Origin of the sequence: Vibrio tapetis subsp. quintayensis, assembly GCF_030409945.1 — a bacterium.
GTDB lineage: Bacteria > Pseudomonadota > Gammaproteobacteria > Enterobacterales > Vibrionaceae > Vibrio > Vibrio quintayensis.
The window spans coordinates 347,260-363,919 of record NZ_JAUFQV010000035.1 but is presented as its reverse complement, the minus strand read 5'-3'; the positions used below and the strand labels follow the sequence as shown (position 1 = coordinate 363,919).

General features: G+C 43.8%; 17 protein-coding genes and 1 tRNA gene. 1 reads left to right on the top strand and 17 read right to left on the bottom strand.

All coding sequences use genetic code 11. From position 1 onward, the window contains the following. Positions 1–104: 104 nt before the first annotated feature. From QWZ04_RS19055 to QWZ04_RS19045, 3 genes are all read right to left on the bottom strand, one after another. Positions 105–192, bottom strand: a tRNA-Ser gene (locus QWZ04_RS19055). Between the two features lie 155 nt (positions 193–347). After that, the gene (locus QWZ04_RS19050) at positions 348–797 is read right to left on the bottom strand and encodes an L-alanine exporter AlaE (protein ID WP_102521723.1); all 450 of its coding nucleotides are present in this window, start codon (positions 795–797) and stop codon (positions 348–350) included. 270 nt (positions 798–1,067) lie between these two features. Continuing rightward, on the bottom strand, positions 1,068–3,488 hold the full coding sequence (locus QWZ04_RS19045) for a hybrid sensor histidine kinase/response regulator (RefSeq protein ID WP_290329818.1): 2,421 nt from the start codon (positions 3,486–3,488) through the stop codon (positions 1,068–1,070). 118 nt (positions 3,489–3,606) lie between these two features. Between QWZ04_RS19045 and QWZ04_RS19040 the strand changes: the two genes are divergently transcribed. Then, a complete protein-coding gene (locus tag QWZ04_RS19040; protein ID WP_290329817.1) occupies positions 3,607–4,176 on the top strand; it encodes a UPF0149 family protein in 570 nt (189 codons plus the stop codon). 169 nt (positions 4,177–4,345) lie between these two features. Here QWZ04_RS19040 and nadA read toward each other — a convergent pair whose 3' ends face one another. The 14 genes from nadA to ruvA form a co-directional block, all read right to left on the bottom strand. Beyond that, complete coding sequence (gene nadA / locus QWZ04_RS19035; protein ID WP_290329816.1) at positions 4,346–5,407, bottom strand: quinolinate synthase NadA; 1,062 nt, start codon at positions 5,405–5,407, stop codon at positions 4,346–4,348. A gap of 172 nt (positions 5,408–5,579) precedes the next feature. Continuing rightward, positions 5,580–6,353: a tol-pal system protein YbgF gene (gene ybgF / locus QWZ04_RS19030; protein WP_290329815.1), complete on the bottom strand. Its 774-nt coding sequence runs from the start codon at positions 6,351–6,353 to the stop codon at positions 5,580–5,582. Positions 6,354–6,366: 13 nt separating this feature from the next. Beyond that, positions 6,367–6,900 (bottom strand): peptidoglycan-associated lipoprotein Pal, encoded by a 534-nt coding sequence (pal, locus tag QWZ04_RS19025; RefSeq protein ID WP_102521727.1) that lies wholly within the window; start codon positions 6,898–6,900, stop codon positions 6,367–6,369. Between the two features lie 54 nt (positions 6,901–6,954). Beyond that, on the bottom strand, positions 6,955–8,307 hold the full coding sequence (gene tolB / locus QWZ04_RS19020) for a Tol-Pal system beta propeller repeat protein TolB (RefSeq protein WP_290329814.1): 1,353 nt from the start codon (positions 8,305–8,307) through the stop codon (positions 6,955–6,957). 11 nt (positions 8,308–8,318) lie between these two features. Beyond that, positions 8,319–9,374, bottom strand: a complete 1,056-nt coding sequence (gene tolA, locus QWZ04_RS19015) for a cell envelope integrity protein TolA (RefSeq protein ID WP_290329813.1) — start codon at positions 9,372–9,374, stop codon at positions 8,319–8,321. Between the two features lie 20 nt (positions 9,375–9,394). Continuing rightward, on the bottom strand, positions 9,395–9,835 hold the full coding sequence (gene tolR, locus QWZ04_RS19010) for a protein TolR (RefSeq protein WP_290329812.1): 441 nt from the start codon (positions 9,833–9,835) through the stop codon (positions 9,395–9,397). Between the two features lie 2 nt (positions 9,836–9,837). Beyond that, a complete protein-coding gene (tolQ, locus tag QWZ04_RS19005; protein WP_290329811.1) occupies positions 9,838–10,521 on the bottom strand; it encodes a protein TolQ in 684 nt (227 codons plus the stop codon). Next, the gene (ybgC, locus tag QWZ04_RS19000) at positions 10,511–10,933 is read right to left on the bottom strand and encodes a tol-pal system-associated acyl-CoA thioesterase (protein WP_290329810.1); all 423 of its coding nucleotides are present in this window, start codon (positions 10,931–10,933) and stop codon (positions 10,511–10,513) included. Before ybgC ends, tolQ begins: the two co-directional genes overlap by 11 nt. A 174-nt stretch (positions 10,934–11,107) precedes the next feature. Beyond that, positions 11,108–11,410 carry a cyd operon protein YbgE gene (gene ybgE / locus QWZ04_RS18995; protein ID WP_290329809.1) on the bottom strand — a complete coding sequence of 101 codons (303 nt, stop codon included), beginning with the start codon at positions 11,408–11,410 and terminating at the stop codon, positions 11,108–11,110. 110 nt (positions 11,411–11,520) lie between these two features. Continuing rightward, a complete protein-coding gene (gene cydX / locus QWZ04_RS18990; RefSeq protein WP_000270284.1) occupies positions 11,521–11,628 on the bottom strand; it encodes a cytochrome bd-I oxidase subunit CydX in 108 nt (35 codons plus the stop codon). Positions 11,629–11,640: 12 nt separating this feature from the next. Beyond that, the gene (cydB, locus tag QWZ04_RS18985; protein ID WP_290329808.1) at positions 11,641–12,777 is read right to left on the bottom strand and encodes a cytochrome d ubiquinol oxidase subunit II; all 1,137 of its coding nucleotides are present in this window, start codon (positions 12,775–12,777) and stop codon (positions 11,641–11,643) included. A gap of 16 nt (positions 12,778–12,793) precedes the next feature. Then, positions 12,794–14,380 (bottom strand): cytochrome ubiquinol oxidase subunit I, encoded by a 1,587-nt coding sequence (gene cydA / locus QWZ04_RS18980; protein ID WP_290329807.1) that lies wholly within the window; start codon positions 14,378–14,380, stop codon positions 12,794–12,796. A gap of 516 nt (positions 14,381–14,896) precedes the next feature. Continuing rightward, positions 14,897–15,907, bottom strand: coding sequence for a Holliday junction branch migration DNA helicase RuvB (gene ruvB, locus QWZ04_RS18975; protein WP_290329806.1), 1,011 nt, complete (start codon positions 15,905–15,907; stop codon positions 14,897–14,899). Between the two features lie 110 nt (positions 15,908–16,017). Continuing rightward, positions 16,018–16,635, bottom strand: a complete 618-nt coding sequence (ruvA, locus tag QWZ04_RS18970; protein ID WP_290329805.1) for a Holliday junction branch migration protein RuvA — start codon at positions 16,633–16,635, stop codon at positions 16,018–16,020. Positions 16,636–16,660 lie beyond the last annotated feature (25 nt).

Sequence of the window (16,660 nt, the reverse complement as noted above, 5' to 3'; positions counted from 1 at the left end):
TTGGAACATGGAAATCGATGAGGCCGAATAAGGCCTCACTGCTTAATTAGACGCTTACTTAGAAACGAAGAAAGCCCTGACTTTTCAGTCAGGGCTTTCGAATTTGGCGGTGAGTGAGAGATTCGAACTCTCGATACGTTGCCGTATACACGCTTTCCAGGCGTGCTCCTTCAGCCACTCGGACAACTCACCGTAATTTGTTTGTTGGACTGTGCGTCTCAACGAGGCGCTAATTTAATGATTCTAAGGGCTGGGGTCAAGTCTATTTCTGAAAAAAAATGTCTTTTACCAACTGTTTGGCTACAAAATAGCTAAAACAGCGAATAATCCAGCAATTAGTACAAGTATTAAGCGCTTTGGTAGTAACCCGGAACTTTAAACCACTTGCGGCAATGATCTAAGAAATAGCCATATAGCACACCAAGAACACAAGAAACGACCGCGTTACTAGTTACTGCTGTTACGATTTGCTCCGGAGAAGCGCCTACCGCAACGAGAATCATCGCATAAACGGGAGACTGAAAGGCAACATAGGCAATCAGGTCGCACAGCTTTTTCATCAAACTGCCTTGCTGCAATCTAAGCCCCTGTCGCATCACCCAATCACGGAATACGCCGTAAGGCCACGCAATTGCGATATTCACAGGAATAGATAATACGCGAGACGCCAAAGACTGTTCAAATGTCATGCCCGAGATAAAAATCTCGATTCCCATACCAGCAATAAAGCTAAAAACAACCATAGCAAAGGTGTCTGCCGCGGCATTGCGGAGACAAAAAGGCCCACGAGTTTTCATTGTTACCCTCAAAACAGAACTTAAAACTTACCAAATGCACTAATGCCAAAAGAATCAGCCAGGCTATAAACTACCAAGCAGATTAAGTCGCTATTAAATCACACATTAGGCAGTTGAAAGTTTCATTTTCAAATAAATGTAGTAAATTTACATCTAGTTTTTTCAGGATAACTGGAATCATTCGCTAGTTTTTACCGCGTCGGTTAAAAAACAGTCAAATGGTACTGTTGACGTGTATATTAATGACCGTTTTATCATTTTATAACGTCGCTATTCGGCGGTATTCATTGTTAGGTAGTCCAAGTCTTGACTTGATGGCTGCGTTTTACTAATAAGTGATGTTTCGATACGTTTAATTACATCGAAAATATGGCTATCTTGCACTTCGTCGTAGCATTTACGCATTTTGACTAAGGCATCAACCCCGTTACTGAAGGATTTGTTGTCTAGAGCGATGTACAGCTCGACAAGCAACTCCTCAGCGGACTGTGTTGGATACTGGTCCCCATTAACTTGTCCATGCTGTGAAGGTTGCAGACGGTGGGCGTGTTTCATCAAGGTATCGTCTAATTCTGTTTCATCGATCGGTTTTGCGATAATGTCGTCGACTCCGCTACTGATCATTTTCTCGCGGGTCTCTTTAAAGACATCGGCGGTACAGCCCAGAACGAGTGTATGGGCATTATTGTTGTTCAATTTCCGTATTCGCTTGGTTGCCTCAACGCCATCCATTATCGGCATGTGGTTATCCATCAGGATCATATCAAACTCGGTATTCTCCAATACGTTTAACGCCTGAGCACCATCGGTCACACTGGTTGTTTTAAATCCTTTTCCGCGCATAAACGCGTCCATGATCATTGTGTTCGTCCGGTTATCTTCAACAATTAATACCGTCAGCCCCGAGCAATCAATTTTACGTTCCGGCACGCTGGTTTTTAAATACGCCGAGCTCACTTCTATTTCTACATTCACTTCAAAACTTGAGCCGATGCCTTGCTCACTCTGTACGGATATGTCCCCATTCATGCCGTTGGCAATGCGTTTGACAATCGCAAGCCCTAACCCCGTACCGCCAAATTTTCGCGTTGTGGTAGATTCGGCCTGTTCAAATGGTTTGAATATGCGCGCTTGCGCCTCTTGTGCAATACCAACACCTGTGTCTCTCACCGTGATCGACAAGCAGTTTTTTCCCTCAATTTGAACTTCTTTCAGGTGAATTTCTACAAAGCCATGCGCCGTAAATTTGATGGCATTATTGAGTAGGTTAAACAGAATTTGTCGAATACGTGCCTTATCTGCGTTGTACCAGCGATCAGCAGGGAGCTCCGAGTGAATTTTGAAATTTAGGCCTTTTTCTGTTGCTATCGTATGGTAAACACTTTCGATACTACCGATGATGGTCCGTATCGCAAATGGGTGTTTGACCAAGTCCAACTGCCCTTGCTCGATCTTAGAGAAATCTAAAATCTCGTTGAGCAGTACCATCATATGCTCACCGGAGTCATAAAGGCTGTTCAGAAGTTTCGATTGCTGATCATCTAAGTCTGTTTTAAGTAAGATCTGAGCGCTACCCAATACACCATTCATTGGGGTTCGAATTTCATGAGAAAGTGTCGCCAAAAATGCCGTTTTGGCCTTGGTTGACGCTTGCGCCCTAACCTTTTCTTCTTCTAAATACTGAGTTTTCTGGTTGAAACAATCAATTAAGTGACGAATCTCATCTTGGCTTCGATAGTTCACCTCTACCACTTCCCCTGAGTCCGATCGGGAGACTTTGTCCGCTATCATCACTATCGGTCGAATCAAGTATCGGTTAATGAGGTAGTATCCGACCATCACACACAAGAGCAGAAACGGCGCTAACACCAATTCTAGATTCTTCACAAAGTTAAAGGCTTCTTCCGCCACTCGTTTGTTCGCGTTTACTACGTCTATACGCCATTGATACGGCCCAAAAGTACTGCTCGAGATGTAGATGTCTTCATTAAGCTTAAAATTGTGCTCGTAAATGGCCAAACCGTCGGTGTCTTTGAGTAATAAACCTAGTTCATAGGTATTGGCGTGTTCTTGTACCATATCGATGAGTTGCGCCAACGAGATATCAAGCGTGGCTACACCAGAAAATTCGCCATGAATAAAATAGGGGGTCGAGGCGGTGATCATTTTTACGTGCGTGTAAGGGTCGACATAGACCCCTGACCAATGTACTTCCATCTTGGCTTTATCAACCGCTCCTTGGTACCAGCTTTCGGTATCATAGCCTGGCGATTCAGGGTTATTCCAAAGATCGATCCGGTCAATACCGCCATTAGGTGCCTTGTTATAAAAAAAACTGGATAATCGAACACTAGGATTAATAGAGTATGGGACGGGCCAAATGCCCCCGCTAACGATCACGTTGTCGCTATTTTTGATGACCTGAGGGAGCAGGCGCTCCAAAGAATCGGTGTCTTTTGTGTTTTCTGTAATTGCGCTAATGCTATGTAACAGCCCTAGAGAGCTTTCTAAGGTTGCTTCTATGTTACTTGCCAATAAATCTGTTCGAAGGTCTAGGTTGTCTTCTAACTTGCTTCTCGTGGGCTGTTCTACCGTAATATAGGTAATACTACCAATCACAGTAATGAAAAAGCACAAATAGAACCCTAGCGCGATGATACTCTTCTTCTTAAGAGAAGATTGGATATTCATAAGCTTAACCTTCGAAGTACATAGTAAAAACTTATATGCTTGTTGGTCATTCATCAAGTCTTTTTAGCTAGGCCAATGCTTGGTACACTTAGAGAACACCAACACGAAGGTATCTATTTTGACTTTACAAGAATTACTATCCTTACCCGAGCTAGAAGGAAAACTCCTAACAGAACCTCAAATCATCGGTTTTGTTACTGCTATGGCTGCAGCACCGAACGTGCTCGACCCTTCCGATTGGATCGCTTACTTATGGGGTGGTGAAGAAGTCGCGCCTTTTGTTGATGGCGAACAGTTCGAGCAGTTTGCTGAGCTTGTGGTGGCTATTTGGAATGACGCTCGCCCAGCTCTACTTAATGGTGAGTGGCAATGGCCTGAGGGCTGTACATTAGATGAAGCAGAAATTGTTTCAGCCAATACTCGCGATTTCACTGATGGGCTACTGCAAGGCTGGGGGTTAACTCGTGACGATTGGGAAACGTTAACGCCAGAAAACAGCGAAAACAGCGCATTATTGGGTGGCGTAATTCTTGCGATTAGCATGCTTTACGATCCAGAAACAGCGCTAACGACGTTATCTGAACAAGGCATGACAGGGCTAGATCAGTTTGAAGAAATTTTCAATGCAATCCCAACGATGCTTTGCGGTTTGACTCAGCGTGGCGTGGCGTTAGCAGAAGAACAATAATACGAAGAGTCGCCTTATCGCTCGCGACAAATTCAGATCGTCACAGAAATAGACAACAACAAAAAATGCCGCACAGTAATGTGCGGCATTTTTCATTCTAATATCGATATCGTGATCGGTTAACTCATGGAGACATGACTTGTCACACATTCATTAAAGCATAGCTATTCTACGCGTTGCCTTTCACTTGCATGTTAAGTTGCTCAGCAAAATCTAACATGCGATTTAAAGGGATCAGTGATTTCACTCGAATCTCTTCATCTACAAAGATTTCGTGTTGCTCACCGCCTTCAGTTAACGCATTTTCAATGGCCTCCAGACCATTCATCGCCATCCACGGGCAATGAGCACAACTGCGGCATGTGGCACCTGCACCTGCGGTTGGCGCTTCTACCAACTCTTTTTCAGGTACTAATTGCTGCATTTTGAAGAAAATGCCTTTATCTGTCGCCACAATCAGTTTTTGATGAGGCAACTCTTTAGCAGACTTTATCAACTGGCTGGTTGAGCCAACGGCGTCAGCCAGTTCGACAACACTTGCAGGAGACTCTGGGTGAACCAATACTGCCGCATCCGGATACAGCGCTTTCATATCCTTTAATGCCGCTGCAGAAAACTCGTCATGCACAATACATTCGCCCTGCCATAACAGCATGTCTGCGCCTGTTTTGTTTTCAATATAAGAACCTAGATGACGGTCTGGCCCCCAAATAATCGGCTTATCTTCAGCGTCTAAGTGTTCAACTATTTCAAGAGCAATGCTAGATGTTACAACCCAATCCGCTCGGGCTTTTACTGCAGCGGACGTATTGGCATAGACGACAACCGTATGATCTGGGTGAGCGTCACAAAACTCTGTGAATTTATCAGCCGGACAGCCTAAATCTAACGAACACTCGGCTTCAAGTGTTGGCATTAAGATGGTTTTTTCAGGAGTCAGGATCTTGGCGGATTCACCCATAAAACGCACACCCGCGATAATCAATGTTTTCGCGTTATGACGATTACCGAACTTTGCCATTTCTAATGAATCACCTACAAATCCGCCCGTCTCTTCTGCAAGAGATTGGATTTGGGGATCGGTATAGTAGTGGGCAATCAAAACAGCATCTTTTTCTTCTAATAGCAGTTTAATATTCGCTATATGTTGCTGTTTTTCGTGCTCAGACAAAGGGATTGGTTTTGGGGGAAATGGGTAAACGGTATTGATTGTATCTAATATGTGCGCCATTGCTCTAGCTCTACACTACTTCCAAGTAATTCGAGTATTGTACACCTGAATACGCCTAGATTTCTAGCTATGTAGTGGGAAAAGCAAAGAAGCCGCCATTGGGCGACTTCATATTTTAAGCGATTTGGCCTGTTTCAGCGATATCGCTTTGAGGCTAAAGCTGGATTTCAAATCAAAGCTGTTTTCGTGCTAAGTCAGCAGAAGAGCTTTTTGGATATTCGCTCACTACTTGGGTGTAGTATTTCTTCGCTGCATCAGGCTTGTTGTTGCGTTTGGCAATTTCACCTAATTTCAGCAATGCATCTGCACGCTTATTTGAGTCTTTGTAAGACACAACCGCTGCAAAGCTTTTGGTCGCATCAACATCTTGCTTTTGTGCAAAATAGAGCTGCCCTAGCCAATAATGTGTATTGGACGAGAACTTGGACTCTGGAAAATCTTTTTGAAACTGTGTAAACGCAACAATTGCGCCAGCATAATCACGCTGCTTTAAGATAAGGTCGACCGCATCTTTATAAGCGGTTTCTTCATCTTTGTTACTGGTAAATGTACCAGAACCGTCTTTGCTTTCATCCGTGGATGCAGCGACGACAGGGCCGGAAGCTTTCATTTGTTGACGCATACGATCAAGCTCGACAAAAAGCTCACGTTGGCGCTCGAGCATTTTTTTCATCTCGTAGCTATTGCGTTCAACATTACCACGAAGCTCACCCACTTCAGCGCTCAGATCGTCGATCTGCTTCTGCATTTGGATTTGTAGTGTGGCTCGATTTTGTAACAAACGCTCTAGGCGTTGGATATCGTTTTCTGGCGCGCCGCGAGTTGCGGTTACGGCCTTAGACGCATCATCACTTAAATCTGATACTGGAGCTGGTGCAGCGAACGCGAAGTTCGCTGCACTTGCCAGCAACGTAAGCGTAAGTATGCGCTTAGTGTTACTGAACATAGAGCATGCCCTATTAGTAAACTAGTACAGCGCGACGGTTTTTAGCGTAAACCTCAGCACTTTGGCCTAGTAGAAGTGGACGCTCTTCACCAAAGCTCATGATCTGAATTTGGTCAGCTTGTACACCAAGAGCTTGTAGGTAGTTAGCTACAGCTTGTGCACGACGCTCACCAAGAGCGATGTTGTACTCAGGAGTACCGCGCTCATCTGCGTGGCCTTCGATTTTAACTTTCAAGCTAGAATCTTTGCTGATGAAAGCAGCGTGAGCAGCTAGCATATCTTCGTAATCAGAAGAGATCGTTGAGTTATCGAACGCAAAGTAAACAGTTTGAGTTTCACGAAGTTGTTGTTCTTTAACTTCTTGCTCTGTTAACTGAGAATCAGAAGCAAGTGGTGTTGCTACTGCTGTATCAGTTGTTTGCACTTGCTCGTTATTTGTTTTCTGTGATGCAGATGCATCAGCAGCTTCGTTGCTTGAGCTACATGCAGTAACCGCTAGTACAGGTAGCGCAATTAGAAGCCCTTTAAGAACTTTATTCAGTTGCATCTTTTTCTTCCTTATTTGTTCAAAATTTTTTGTGACCAAAAATTGGTTACTCTGCTACAAAAATGGTGACCAAGCTGGTGCTCTAACGCGCCCATTTGTTGCAGGCAATATTGCTTTAAAACGTCCGTCTATAGAAACCATAGAAAGTACATTTTTCTTATTGTACATGGAGCTATAGATAACCATACCACCATTTGGTGCAATGCTAGGAGACTCGTCCAGCTGTGTTTTTGTCAACACCTGCACGGCCCCAGTTTCCAAATCTTGCTTAGCCAAATTGAAACCAGTGTCATTTCGATTAACCATAATCAAAAATTTACCATCTGGTGTAATTTGCCCACCCAAGTTTTGGCTGCCTTGCCAAGTTAAACGGTCTGTTGCACCATCTAACAAATTTACTCGATAAATCTGCGGTTTACCACCCCGATCCGAGGTAAATATTAACGATTGCGCATCAGGATACCAATAAGGTTCTGTATTATTTGCTCTACCTCTCGTTATTTGCGTCAGCTTACGAGTTTCGAGATCCAATACATAAACATGCAGGCTGCCCGTTTTAGATAATACCAGCGCAAGCTTTTTGCCATCAGGAGAGAACCTTGGTGCACCGTTATGGCGAGGGAAAGATGTTAATTTTTCTCTCTTTCCTGAGTAGATGTCCATCAAGAACACTTCTGCCTGGCCATTTTCAAAGCTAACGTAAGCGAGCTCTCTGCCGTCAGGAGACCATGCAGGAGACATTAAAGGCTGCATTGAACGCAATACTAAACGCTCATTATAACCGTCATAATCTGCAATTCTTAGTTGGTACGGGTATTTGTCTTTATCGTTAACCACGACATACGCAATACGAGTCAAGAAAGCGCCCTTGTCTCCCGTTAACTGCTCGTATACCAAATCGGAAATGCGGTGTGCGTATTCACGCATACGTTCGCCAGGTACCGTCGCACGCTTATTAAACAAGACGTGGTCTTTAGAAAGAACCAGCTCACCTGTTTCACTAAGCGCTCGGCTTTGGCCGTCAGTTAGCTGGCCTCTAACCGTATCGATTAGTTCGTAACGGATCAGGAAGTTGCCTTCCGCATTTTCAGTAACCGTACCCGTTAATAGTGCGTCCACACCCATTGCCGTCCACGATTGGAAATCGACTTCTTCATCGTTATAAGGTGTTTGTGGCATTTTATTGGCCGCGACCGGGCTAAATTTACCACTGCGCTGGAGATCAGAGGCAATAATGGCACTGATATCATGAGGCAGCTTTTTCTCGCCTTCCCATTTAAATGGCACTATGGCTATCGGCCTTGCGGAATCGATACCGTCGGTAATCACTAATTCTAACGCTGCGTTTGCAACGTTTGTCATGCTGGTACATAACACGAACAATCCCAGTAAAAGGCGTTTAATCACGTCTGTGTCCCTTATCGTAGTTCTACGGTTAAGTTAATATTTTTTAGCTCGTCCGCGACATCTTTGTCTTTCGGTAATGGAAAGCTGCCTACTTGTGCGATCGCGCTTTTTGTTGCTGCGCAAACACGCTTATCGCCTTCGAGCACCTCAACGCTGTTCACTAAAGCATCTGCTCCAGTATGAACTAGACGCATGTTGATTCTACACGGCTTTCCCACAAAGGAATCGTCCTTTAGTAGTCGGCTTTGGATCAACTGAGTGTAAATAGAGCTATAGCGCGCCAGTTCACTGGTTACATGCTGTTGCTTTGCAGAACTGTTCGCAGACACCTCGCTTTCCAACCCAGCAAAAATATCATCAAGCGCGGCTTCTTGTTCTTTACGGTCTTTCTCTAAGCGCTGAAGACGTGCTTTTTCTTGTTTGGCTTTCTCAGCAGCGGCTTTAGCTGCTTTTTCTTGAGCAATCCGCTCTTGCTCAGCTTTGGCTGCGGCTTCTTTTTCTTTGCGTGCTTTCTCTTTAGCTTCAGCAGCTTCTTTTTCTCGCTGTAGCCTTTCTTTTTCGGCCTTAACAATTGCGGCTTCTTTCGCGACACGCTGTGCTTCTGCTTTCTTAACTGCGGCCTCTTTCGCTACGCGTTCTTTTTCAACTTTAGCAGCGCGGGCTTTTTCTTTTTCGGCTTTTTCAGCTGACGCTTTACGCTCCTGCTCTTTCTTAACACGTGCTTTTTCCGCATTACGTGCTTCTTTATCTGCTTGAGCTTTTTGTTCTTTCAGCTTGCGTATTTTTGCTTCTTCAGCTTTACGGTTTTTCTCCAGCTGTTCGCTTTGCTTACGAAGCTTATCAATTCGTTCTTGTTCTGCTCGTTTTGCAGATTCACGTTGCTGCCTTATTTCACGGGCTTGCTTTTGAACCGCTTTAGGGTCAATCACTACCGCTTGCACCATGTTGCCCGATGCTTCAGGTTTCGACATCGTGAAGTCGGCTCCCCACAATAAGGCAACCGCTAACAAAACGTGCATCCCTACTGAGACAACAATAGCCGACGTATAACTGCTCTTTTTTTTCATCGATTGACCGACAGCCATCCTTACTTAAGATCCGTCAACAAACCCACTTTGGGAATACCTGCTTGACCGAGTTCATCCAATACCAATACAACTTCTGAATAAGGAGTGTTTGCGTCACCACCCACTGCAACCGGAGAGTCTGGTGCAAGCGAAATTTCAGCTTTTACCCTTACAATGACGTCTTCTAAGCTCATACCGCGTACAACATCTTCGTTGTTCACGCTAAGCCCAAGTTGACCATCTTTGTCGATTTCAACAATGATAAAACTCGCGTTACTATCACCTGCTAATTCAGACGTCGACTTCGCCGTAGAGGTCTTAGGAAGCTCAACATCCACACCTTGAGTGACGAATGGTGAGGTAACCATAAAGATAATAAGCAACACCAACATGACATCAATATAAGGTACAACATTGATTTCAGCTGTGAGCTTACGGCGTTTTCGTTGATACCCGGCCATGATTAATCCTTATTCGTCATCGCTTGACGATGAAGAATACTGTGGAATTCCTCAGAAAACGTTGCGTAGCTGTGCTCAACTTTAGCAACTTGATTACTCAAACGGTTGTATGCCATTACTGCTGGTATTGCAGCAAAAAGGCCCATAGCTGTTGCAATCAATGCTTCTGCGATACCTGGTGCAACCATAGCTAACGTAGCTTGCTTCACTTCACCTAGTGCGATGAATGCATGCATGATGCCCCATACCGTACCAAACAAGCCAATGTATGGGCTGATTGAACCAACTGTCGCCAAGAAAGGTAAGTTAGTTTCTAATTCATCTACTTCTCGTGAAACCGCTACACGCATCGCGCGGCCTGTCCCTTCCATCACGTATTCAGGTGATGAACCGTTAGTGCGGCGCAACTTCGCAAATTCAGTAAAACCTTGATAAAAGATCTGTTGTGTTCCTGCTAGGTTATCTTTACGAGCTTTAACTTCTTGGTAAAGGTGAGAAAGATCCACGCCTGACCAAAACTTATCTTCAAACTTTTCTGCTTCCTTTATGGCATGGTTCAGCACTTTACTGCGCTTGATGATCATTGCCCATGACACTACAGACATCCCGAGTAGGGTTAACATAACCAGTTGTACTAATAAGCTGGCTTCTAAAACGAGATCTAAAATGGAAATATCAGCATTCACTGTCTAACAACTCCGATGTAATTGAGTTTGGTATCGCTTGGGGTTTCATGAGTTTAGAGTCTATGCATGCTACCTTAACTAAGGTTTTACACAATATCTTACCTTCAGGATTGACTAATTCCTGACAAAACGTAATCGAGGCACGTTTTAACTGCGAGATTGTCGTCAACACTGTTAATTGTTGGTCAAGTTTAGCGCCTTGGATAAAGTCTATGTCCATATGACGAACGACAAACCCTGTGTTCTTTTCTAAAAGCACCTTTTGAGAGACGCCAACCGAACGCAAAAGTTCCGTTCTTGCCCGTTCGAAAAACTTTAGGTAATTAGAATGGTACACAACGCCACCAGCATCAGTATCTTCATAATAAATGGTGATTGGCCATTCAAAAGCAGTCTGTTTCTCTACGTGCACAACATTACCAACACAATAAAAATGAAAGGTTACTATACCTTATGTTGCCAATTAGGCTCGAAAAAGAAAATGTTTTTTTGAGACAGGAATTAAAAAAGCGAGCAGTTGATTAAAAACCACTCGCATTTAATGATATCAGGATAACTTTTACTTAAGAGTCAGTACGTGTTTGCACTATAGCCAGTATAAAAAAGACACATAGCCGAGTACTGATATTGAAAGGTAAGGGCTAAAGGTTATTTGCCACAACCAAAATATCGGTTTAAAGCCTACGCCATATACCATGCTCGCGCAGATAGCCCAAACAAACAAAATACCAAGCATAGGGCTGAAACCACCGATATTGTCAGCAAATGTTTGCGGCTCCCACATAAACAAAATCACCAGAACAAATGCCATGATGATAACAACTGCTCGCAATAATGTTTTATCGAGCGGAGCATGCAGATTCTCTACTCGTTGATTCAATTCACTCATGAGGACCTCTCATTAGGTTTTCTATAAAGCTCTTGGCTAATGTTTCCCAAAAAATAAGCCCCACAATTATTTTGTAGGGCTTACTGTATATCGTTTAAGCCAGTGTTGGCTTATTCGCTATCTTTATCCATCATTTCTGAATGTTCTAACCATAGTGCATTGATGATGCCAAATGCACAGGCCAGTAATACACCTAAAATCCAGGCGAAATACCACATAATCAATACTCCTTAGTAGAGGGAATTCTTGTTTTCTTCAATGTATTTATCATCTAAACGACCAAACATTTTGTAGTAGGTCCACGACGTGTAAGCAAGGATGATAGGTACCATAACCATTGCAACGCCCGTCATTAGATTTAGTGTTAGTTCACTTGAAGTTGAATCCCACATCGTCAAACTATGGTCCGCATTAAAGCTAGACGGCATGATGAACGGGAACATAGCAAAGCCGGCAGTCAAAATAACACCTGCATTGGCAAGGCTTGAGCTAATGAACGAGACTGAGCATTTTTCAAAGCGAGAAGCAAGAACAACAACTAACGGCATGACAACACCTAAAATCGGTGCTGCCCACATTGCTGGGTACGTTTTGAAGTTATTCATCCATGCGCCGGCAACCATTTCCACTTCTTTACTCAGTGGGTTAGATTGCGCGGCAATGTCGATGTGACTAACAACAACATAACCTTCAATACTTTGAATCCACACTCCTGCGCCTACAAAAGTAACAATCACTAATGCAGCCATCACTTGTGCAACCACTCGTGCTCGAGCATGTACGTCACCGGTTGTCTTCATTTGCAGCCATGTCGCACCTTGCATGACAATCATAGACAAGCTAACTAGACCACAAAGTAGAGCAAATGGGTGCAGCAATTTAAAGAATGAACCATGGTACGTCGCCATCATGAACTCATTTAGTTCAAATGGAACACCCAATAACAGGTTACCAAACGCCACACCAAAGATCAGAGGAGGAACAACGCCACTGAAGCAGATGCCTGCATCCCATGCGTTACGCCATTTGGTATCTTCTAACTTTGAACGATAGTCCAGAGCGATAGGTCTTACCCAAAGTGCCGCTAGCGTGACATACATTGCTAGGTAAAAAGCAGAGAATGACGTTGCATAAATTAACGGCCATGCAGCGAACAATGCGCCACCGGCTGTAATCAACCAAACTTGGTTACCGTCCCAGTGTGGAGCGATAGAGTTAATCATCACTCGACGTTGGCTATCCGTTTTACCGATAACAGGTACAAGCGCGCCCACACCCATGTCAAAGCCATCTGTTACTGCGAAACCAATACACAGTACGCCAATGAGCACCCACCATATGAATCGCAAGATTTCGTAATCAAACATAATCTAATCTCCCTGCTTATGCTTCTACTTGACGGTTAACTTTGTCTTCAACAGAGTTAGCTTCTTGTTCAAAGTGATAGCGGCCAGTTTTCAGGCTGCTTGGACCTAGACGAGAGAATTTCACCATCAGGTATACTTCAGCAATCAAGAACGCAGTGTAGAGTGCGATAATCACACCCAACGATATCCAAAGCTCAGACATTGTCAGTGATGACGCAGCCTGGTGAACCGGAAGGATCTCACCGACTGCCCATGGCTGACGCCCAAACTCGGCAACAAACCAACCGGCTTCAATTGCAATCCACGGTAGTGGGATACTGAACAATGCCGCTTTAAGAACCCAAGGTTTCTGTTCGATCTTTTGACGACACGTTTGAACAAACGCAGCACCAAATACAAACAACATAACGAAACCACAACCAACCATCAGACGGAATGCCCAGAACAATGGCCAAACAGTCGGAATTGAGTCATCCGCTGCGGCTTGAATTTGATCTTCTGTCGCATCGACAACGTCATCGGTATAACGCTTCAGTAGTAAGCCGTAACCTAGGTCACCTTTTACTTCATCAAATGCCGCAACGTTTTGTTCTGATTTGTCACCGCCTCGAAGTTTAGTTAGAAGCTCGTAGGCATACATACCGTTGCGGATACGATCAACGTGATCGTCACGCAGTTCACGTAAGCCTGTTACTTCTGTATCGATTGAACGAGTAGCAATGATGCCCATCAAGAATGGAATTTTAACGGCGTAATCCGTCTCCATGGTTTCTTGATTAGGAATACCGAACAGCGTAAATGCGGCTGGAGCTGGCTCTGTGTGCCATTCTGCTTCAATCGCAGCAAGCTTCACTTTTTGCACTTCACCTAGCTCGTAGCCAGACTCATCACCCAGTACGATTACAGACAAGATAGCAGCCATACCAAATGATGCTGCAATCGCAAATGAACGACGAGCAAACGCGATGTCACGGCCTTTAAGCAGGTAGTAACCACTGATACCAAGAACGAACATGGCACCTGTCGTATAACCAGAAGCAACCGTGTGAACGAACTTAACTTGCGCTACTGGGTTTAGGACCACCTCAGCAAAGCTCACCATTTCCATACGCATGGTTTCAAAGTTAAATTCAGCTCCAATTGGGTTTTGCATCCAACCGTTTGCAACGAGAATCCAAAGCGCAGAGAAGTTTGAACCCAGCGCAACAAGCCATGTTACCGCCAAGTGCTGACGTTTGGACAAGCGATCCCAGCCGAAGAAGAATAGACCAACAAAAGTGGATTCAAGGAAGAAGGCTACCAAGGCTTCGATGGCAAGGGGGGCGCCGAATATATCGCCTACATAATGAGAATAATAGGACCAGTTAGTACCAAATTGGAACTCCATGGTCAGGCCTGTTGCCACACCTAGAGCGAAGTTGATACCAAAAAGCTTACCCCAGAACTTGGTCATGTCCTTATAGATTTGCTTATCGGTCATTACGTATAAAGACTCCATGATGGCTAGTAGAAACGCCATACCTAAAGTCAATGGAACGAATAGGAAGTGATACATCGCTGTTAATGCAAATTGGAACCGCGACAGATCAACTATGTCAATCATGATAACTCCTTTTGTGCCGGCTGAATGACACAATACATTTTAATTTATGCTTTAGTTAAACCCACTTATTTCGAGCAAAAAGCAGGGCTAACAACGTGAATGTTGCTAACTTCAAACCATTGTTATAAATATGTATTTTTTTGGTTGATTAATTGTTAAGTAAGAACTAATATAGCTCGGGCTAATACTACTGATAAAAGAACAATGTTTCAAAAGGTTTATGGCATTTTCCCGCATTGATCTGGATCAAGATACAATCCGTAGTGGCGAACAAAAAACAACCAAAATGATTAGGATCAAGCAAATTCAAGGAAAAAGCGGACTAACACGCGTCTAAGATCACCTTTTTGGCCTCCCATTTGTAATTAGCACGCCCTTTCTTATGCGTATTTATTCTTATAAAACTCATTAGTAACAGAATGAAACGCTATTAATTTGCAGAGAAAATACAGAAAAAAAGGCCAACCATCAGGTTGACCTACATTAGTTAATATCAATACTCTCTAGATTTGGCTATTATTTTTCTAAACCAAAATGCAAATAAGCCCGATCTGTGGCGATTCGGCCTCTTGGCGTTCTTTGCAAATAACCCTGCTGAATGAGATAAGGCTCAATGACATCTTCAATTGTGTCTTTTTCTTCACCAATCGCCGCAGCCAAGTTATCTAACCCTACAGGACCGCCACTAAATTTTTCCATGATTGCGAGCAGTAATTTTCTATCCATATAGTCCAAACCTTGGCTGTCTACATCGAGCATATTTAACGCTTTGTCTGCGATGTCATTACAGATATGACCGTTACCTTTCACTTCAGCATAATCACGTACACGTCTTAGCAAACGGTTAGCAATACGAGGTGTGCCTCGGGAACGACGTGCAACTTCTAGCGCCCCATCGGATTCCATAGAGAGTCCTAAACAATCAGCGCTTCGTTTAACGATGTGTTGTAGGTCTTCTACATTGTAGTACTCAAGACGCTGCACGATACCAAAACGATCACGTAATGGCGAAGTCAGTGAACCAGCACGTGTCGTAGCGCCAATTAGGGTGAAAGGCGGTAAATCAATTTTGATAGAACGCGCCGCAGGCCCCTCACCTATCATGATGTCCAACTGATAATCTTCCATCGCGGGATACAAAACTTCTTCAACCACTGGACTCAAACGATGAATTTCGTCAATAAAGAGTACGTCGTTTTCTTCTAGATTGGTCAGTAGTGCCGCTAAATCACCTGCTTTTTCCAATACAGGGCCAGAAGTGGTTCGAATATTCACTTCCATTTCATTAGCTACGATATTAGCAAGCGTGGTTTTACCTAAACCTGGAGGACCAAATATCAGCAGATGATCCAATGCTTCACTTCTAAGTTGCGCAGCTTTGATAAAGATTTCCATTTGACCACGCACATGATCTTGGCCTCGATAGTCTTCCAACTTTTTAGGACGTATGGCGCGATCTATTACGTCTATGTCTTCTTCTTTAAATACCGGGTTATCCGGTGCTATCAATCGATCTGCTTCGATCATAAAAATTGGTCCTGTTTGTAAGAACTAAGTACTAAGAGCTAAGTACTAAACTCTAAGCTCTAAGCTTCAATACTTAGTATTTCGCACTTAGCATTTAGCATTTCGCACTTCTACACCATCGACTTCAGTGCGTCTCGAATCAATGCTTCGCTTGTCATGTCTGGTTTTGCTACTTGCGATACAACTTTACTGGCTTGCACGGGTTTGTAACCTAATGCGACTAAAGCGCTTACCGCTTCATCTTCTGCGTTAGTACTTACTCCGCCTAAACCACTGTCCATTGGTGCTGCGTCGGTTGCAGGCGTAAACAAGTCTCCCGCTCCCCAACCTTTCAAGCGATCTTTCATTTCAACAACAAGACGTTCTGCGGTTTTTTTACCCACACCCGGAAGTTTCACTAAAGTCGACACGTCTTCACGTTCAACACAAGAGACAAACTGCTGCGCATTCATGCCAGACAGAATAGCCAACCCAAGTTTAGGGCCAACTCCGTTCGCTTTAATCACTTCACGGAACAATGCACGCTCTTTCACGGTATTGAAGCCATACAGCAATTGAGCATCTTCACGTACAATAAAATGAGTATATACAATGGCTTCTGTCCCCACTTCTGGCAATTCATAAAAGCAGCTCATCGGCATTTGGACTTCATAGCCAATGCCGCCGACTTCAATTAATAATTCTGGTGGTTGCTTTTCTAACAATATGCCACGAAGACGTCCAATCACTTGGGTTTCCTTTGATTTTGGAATT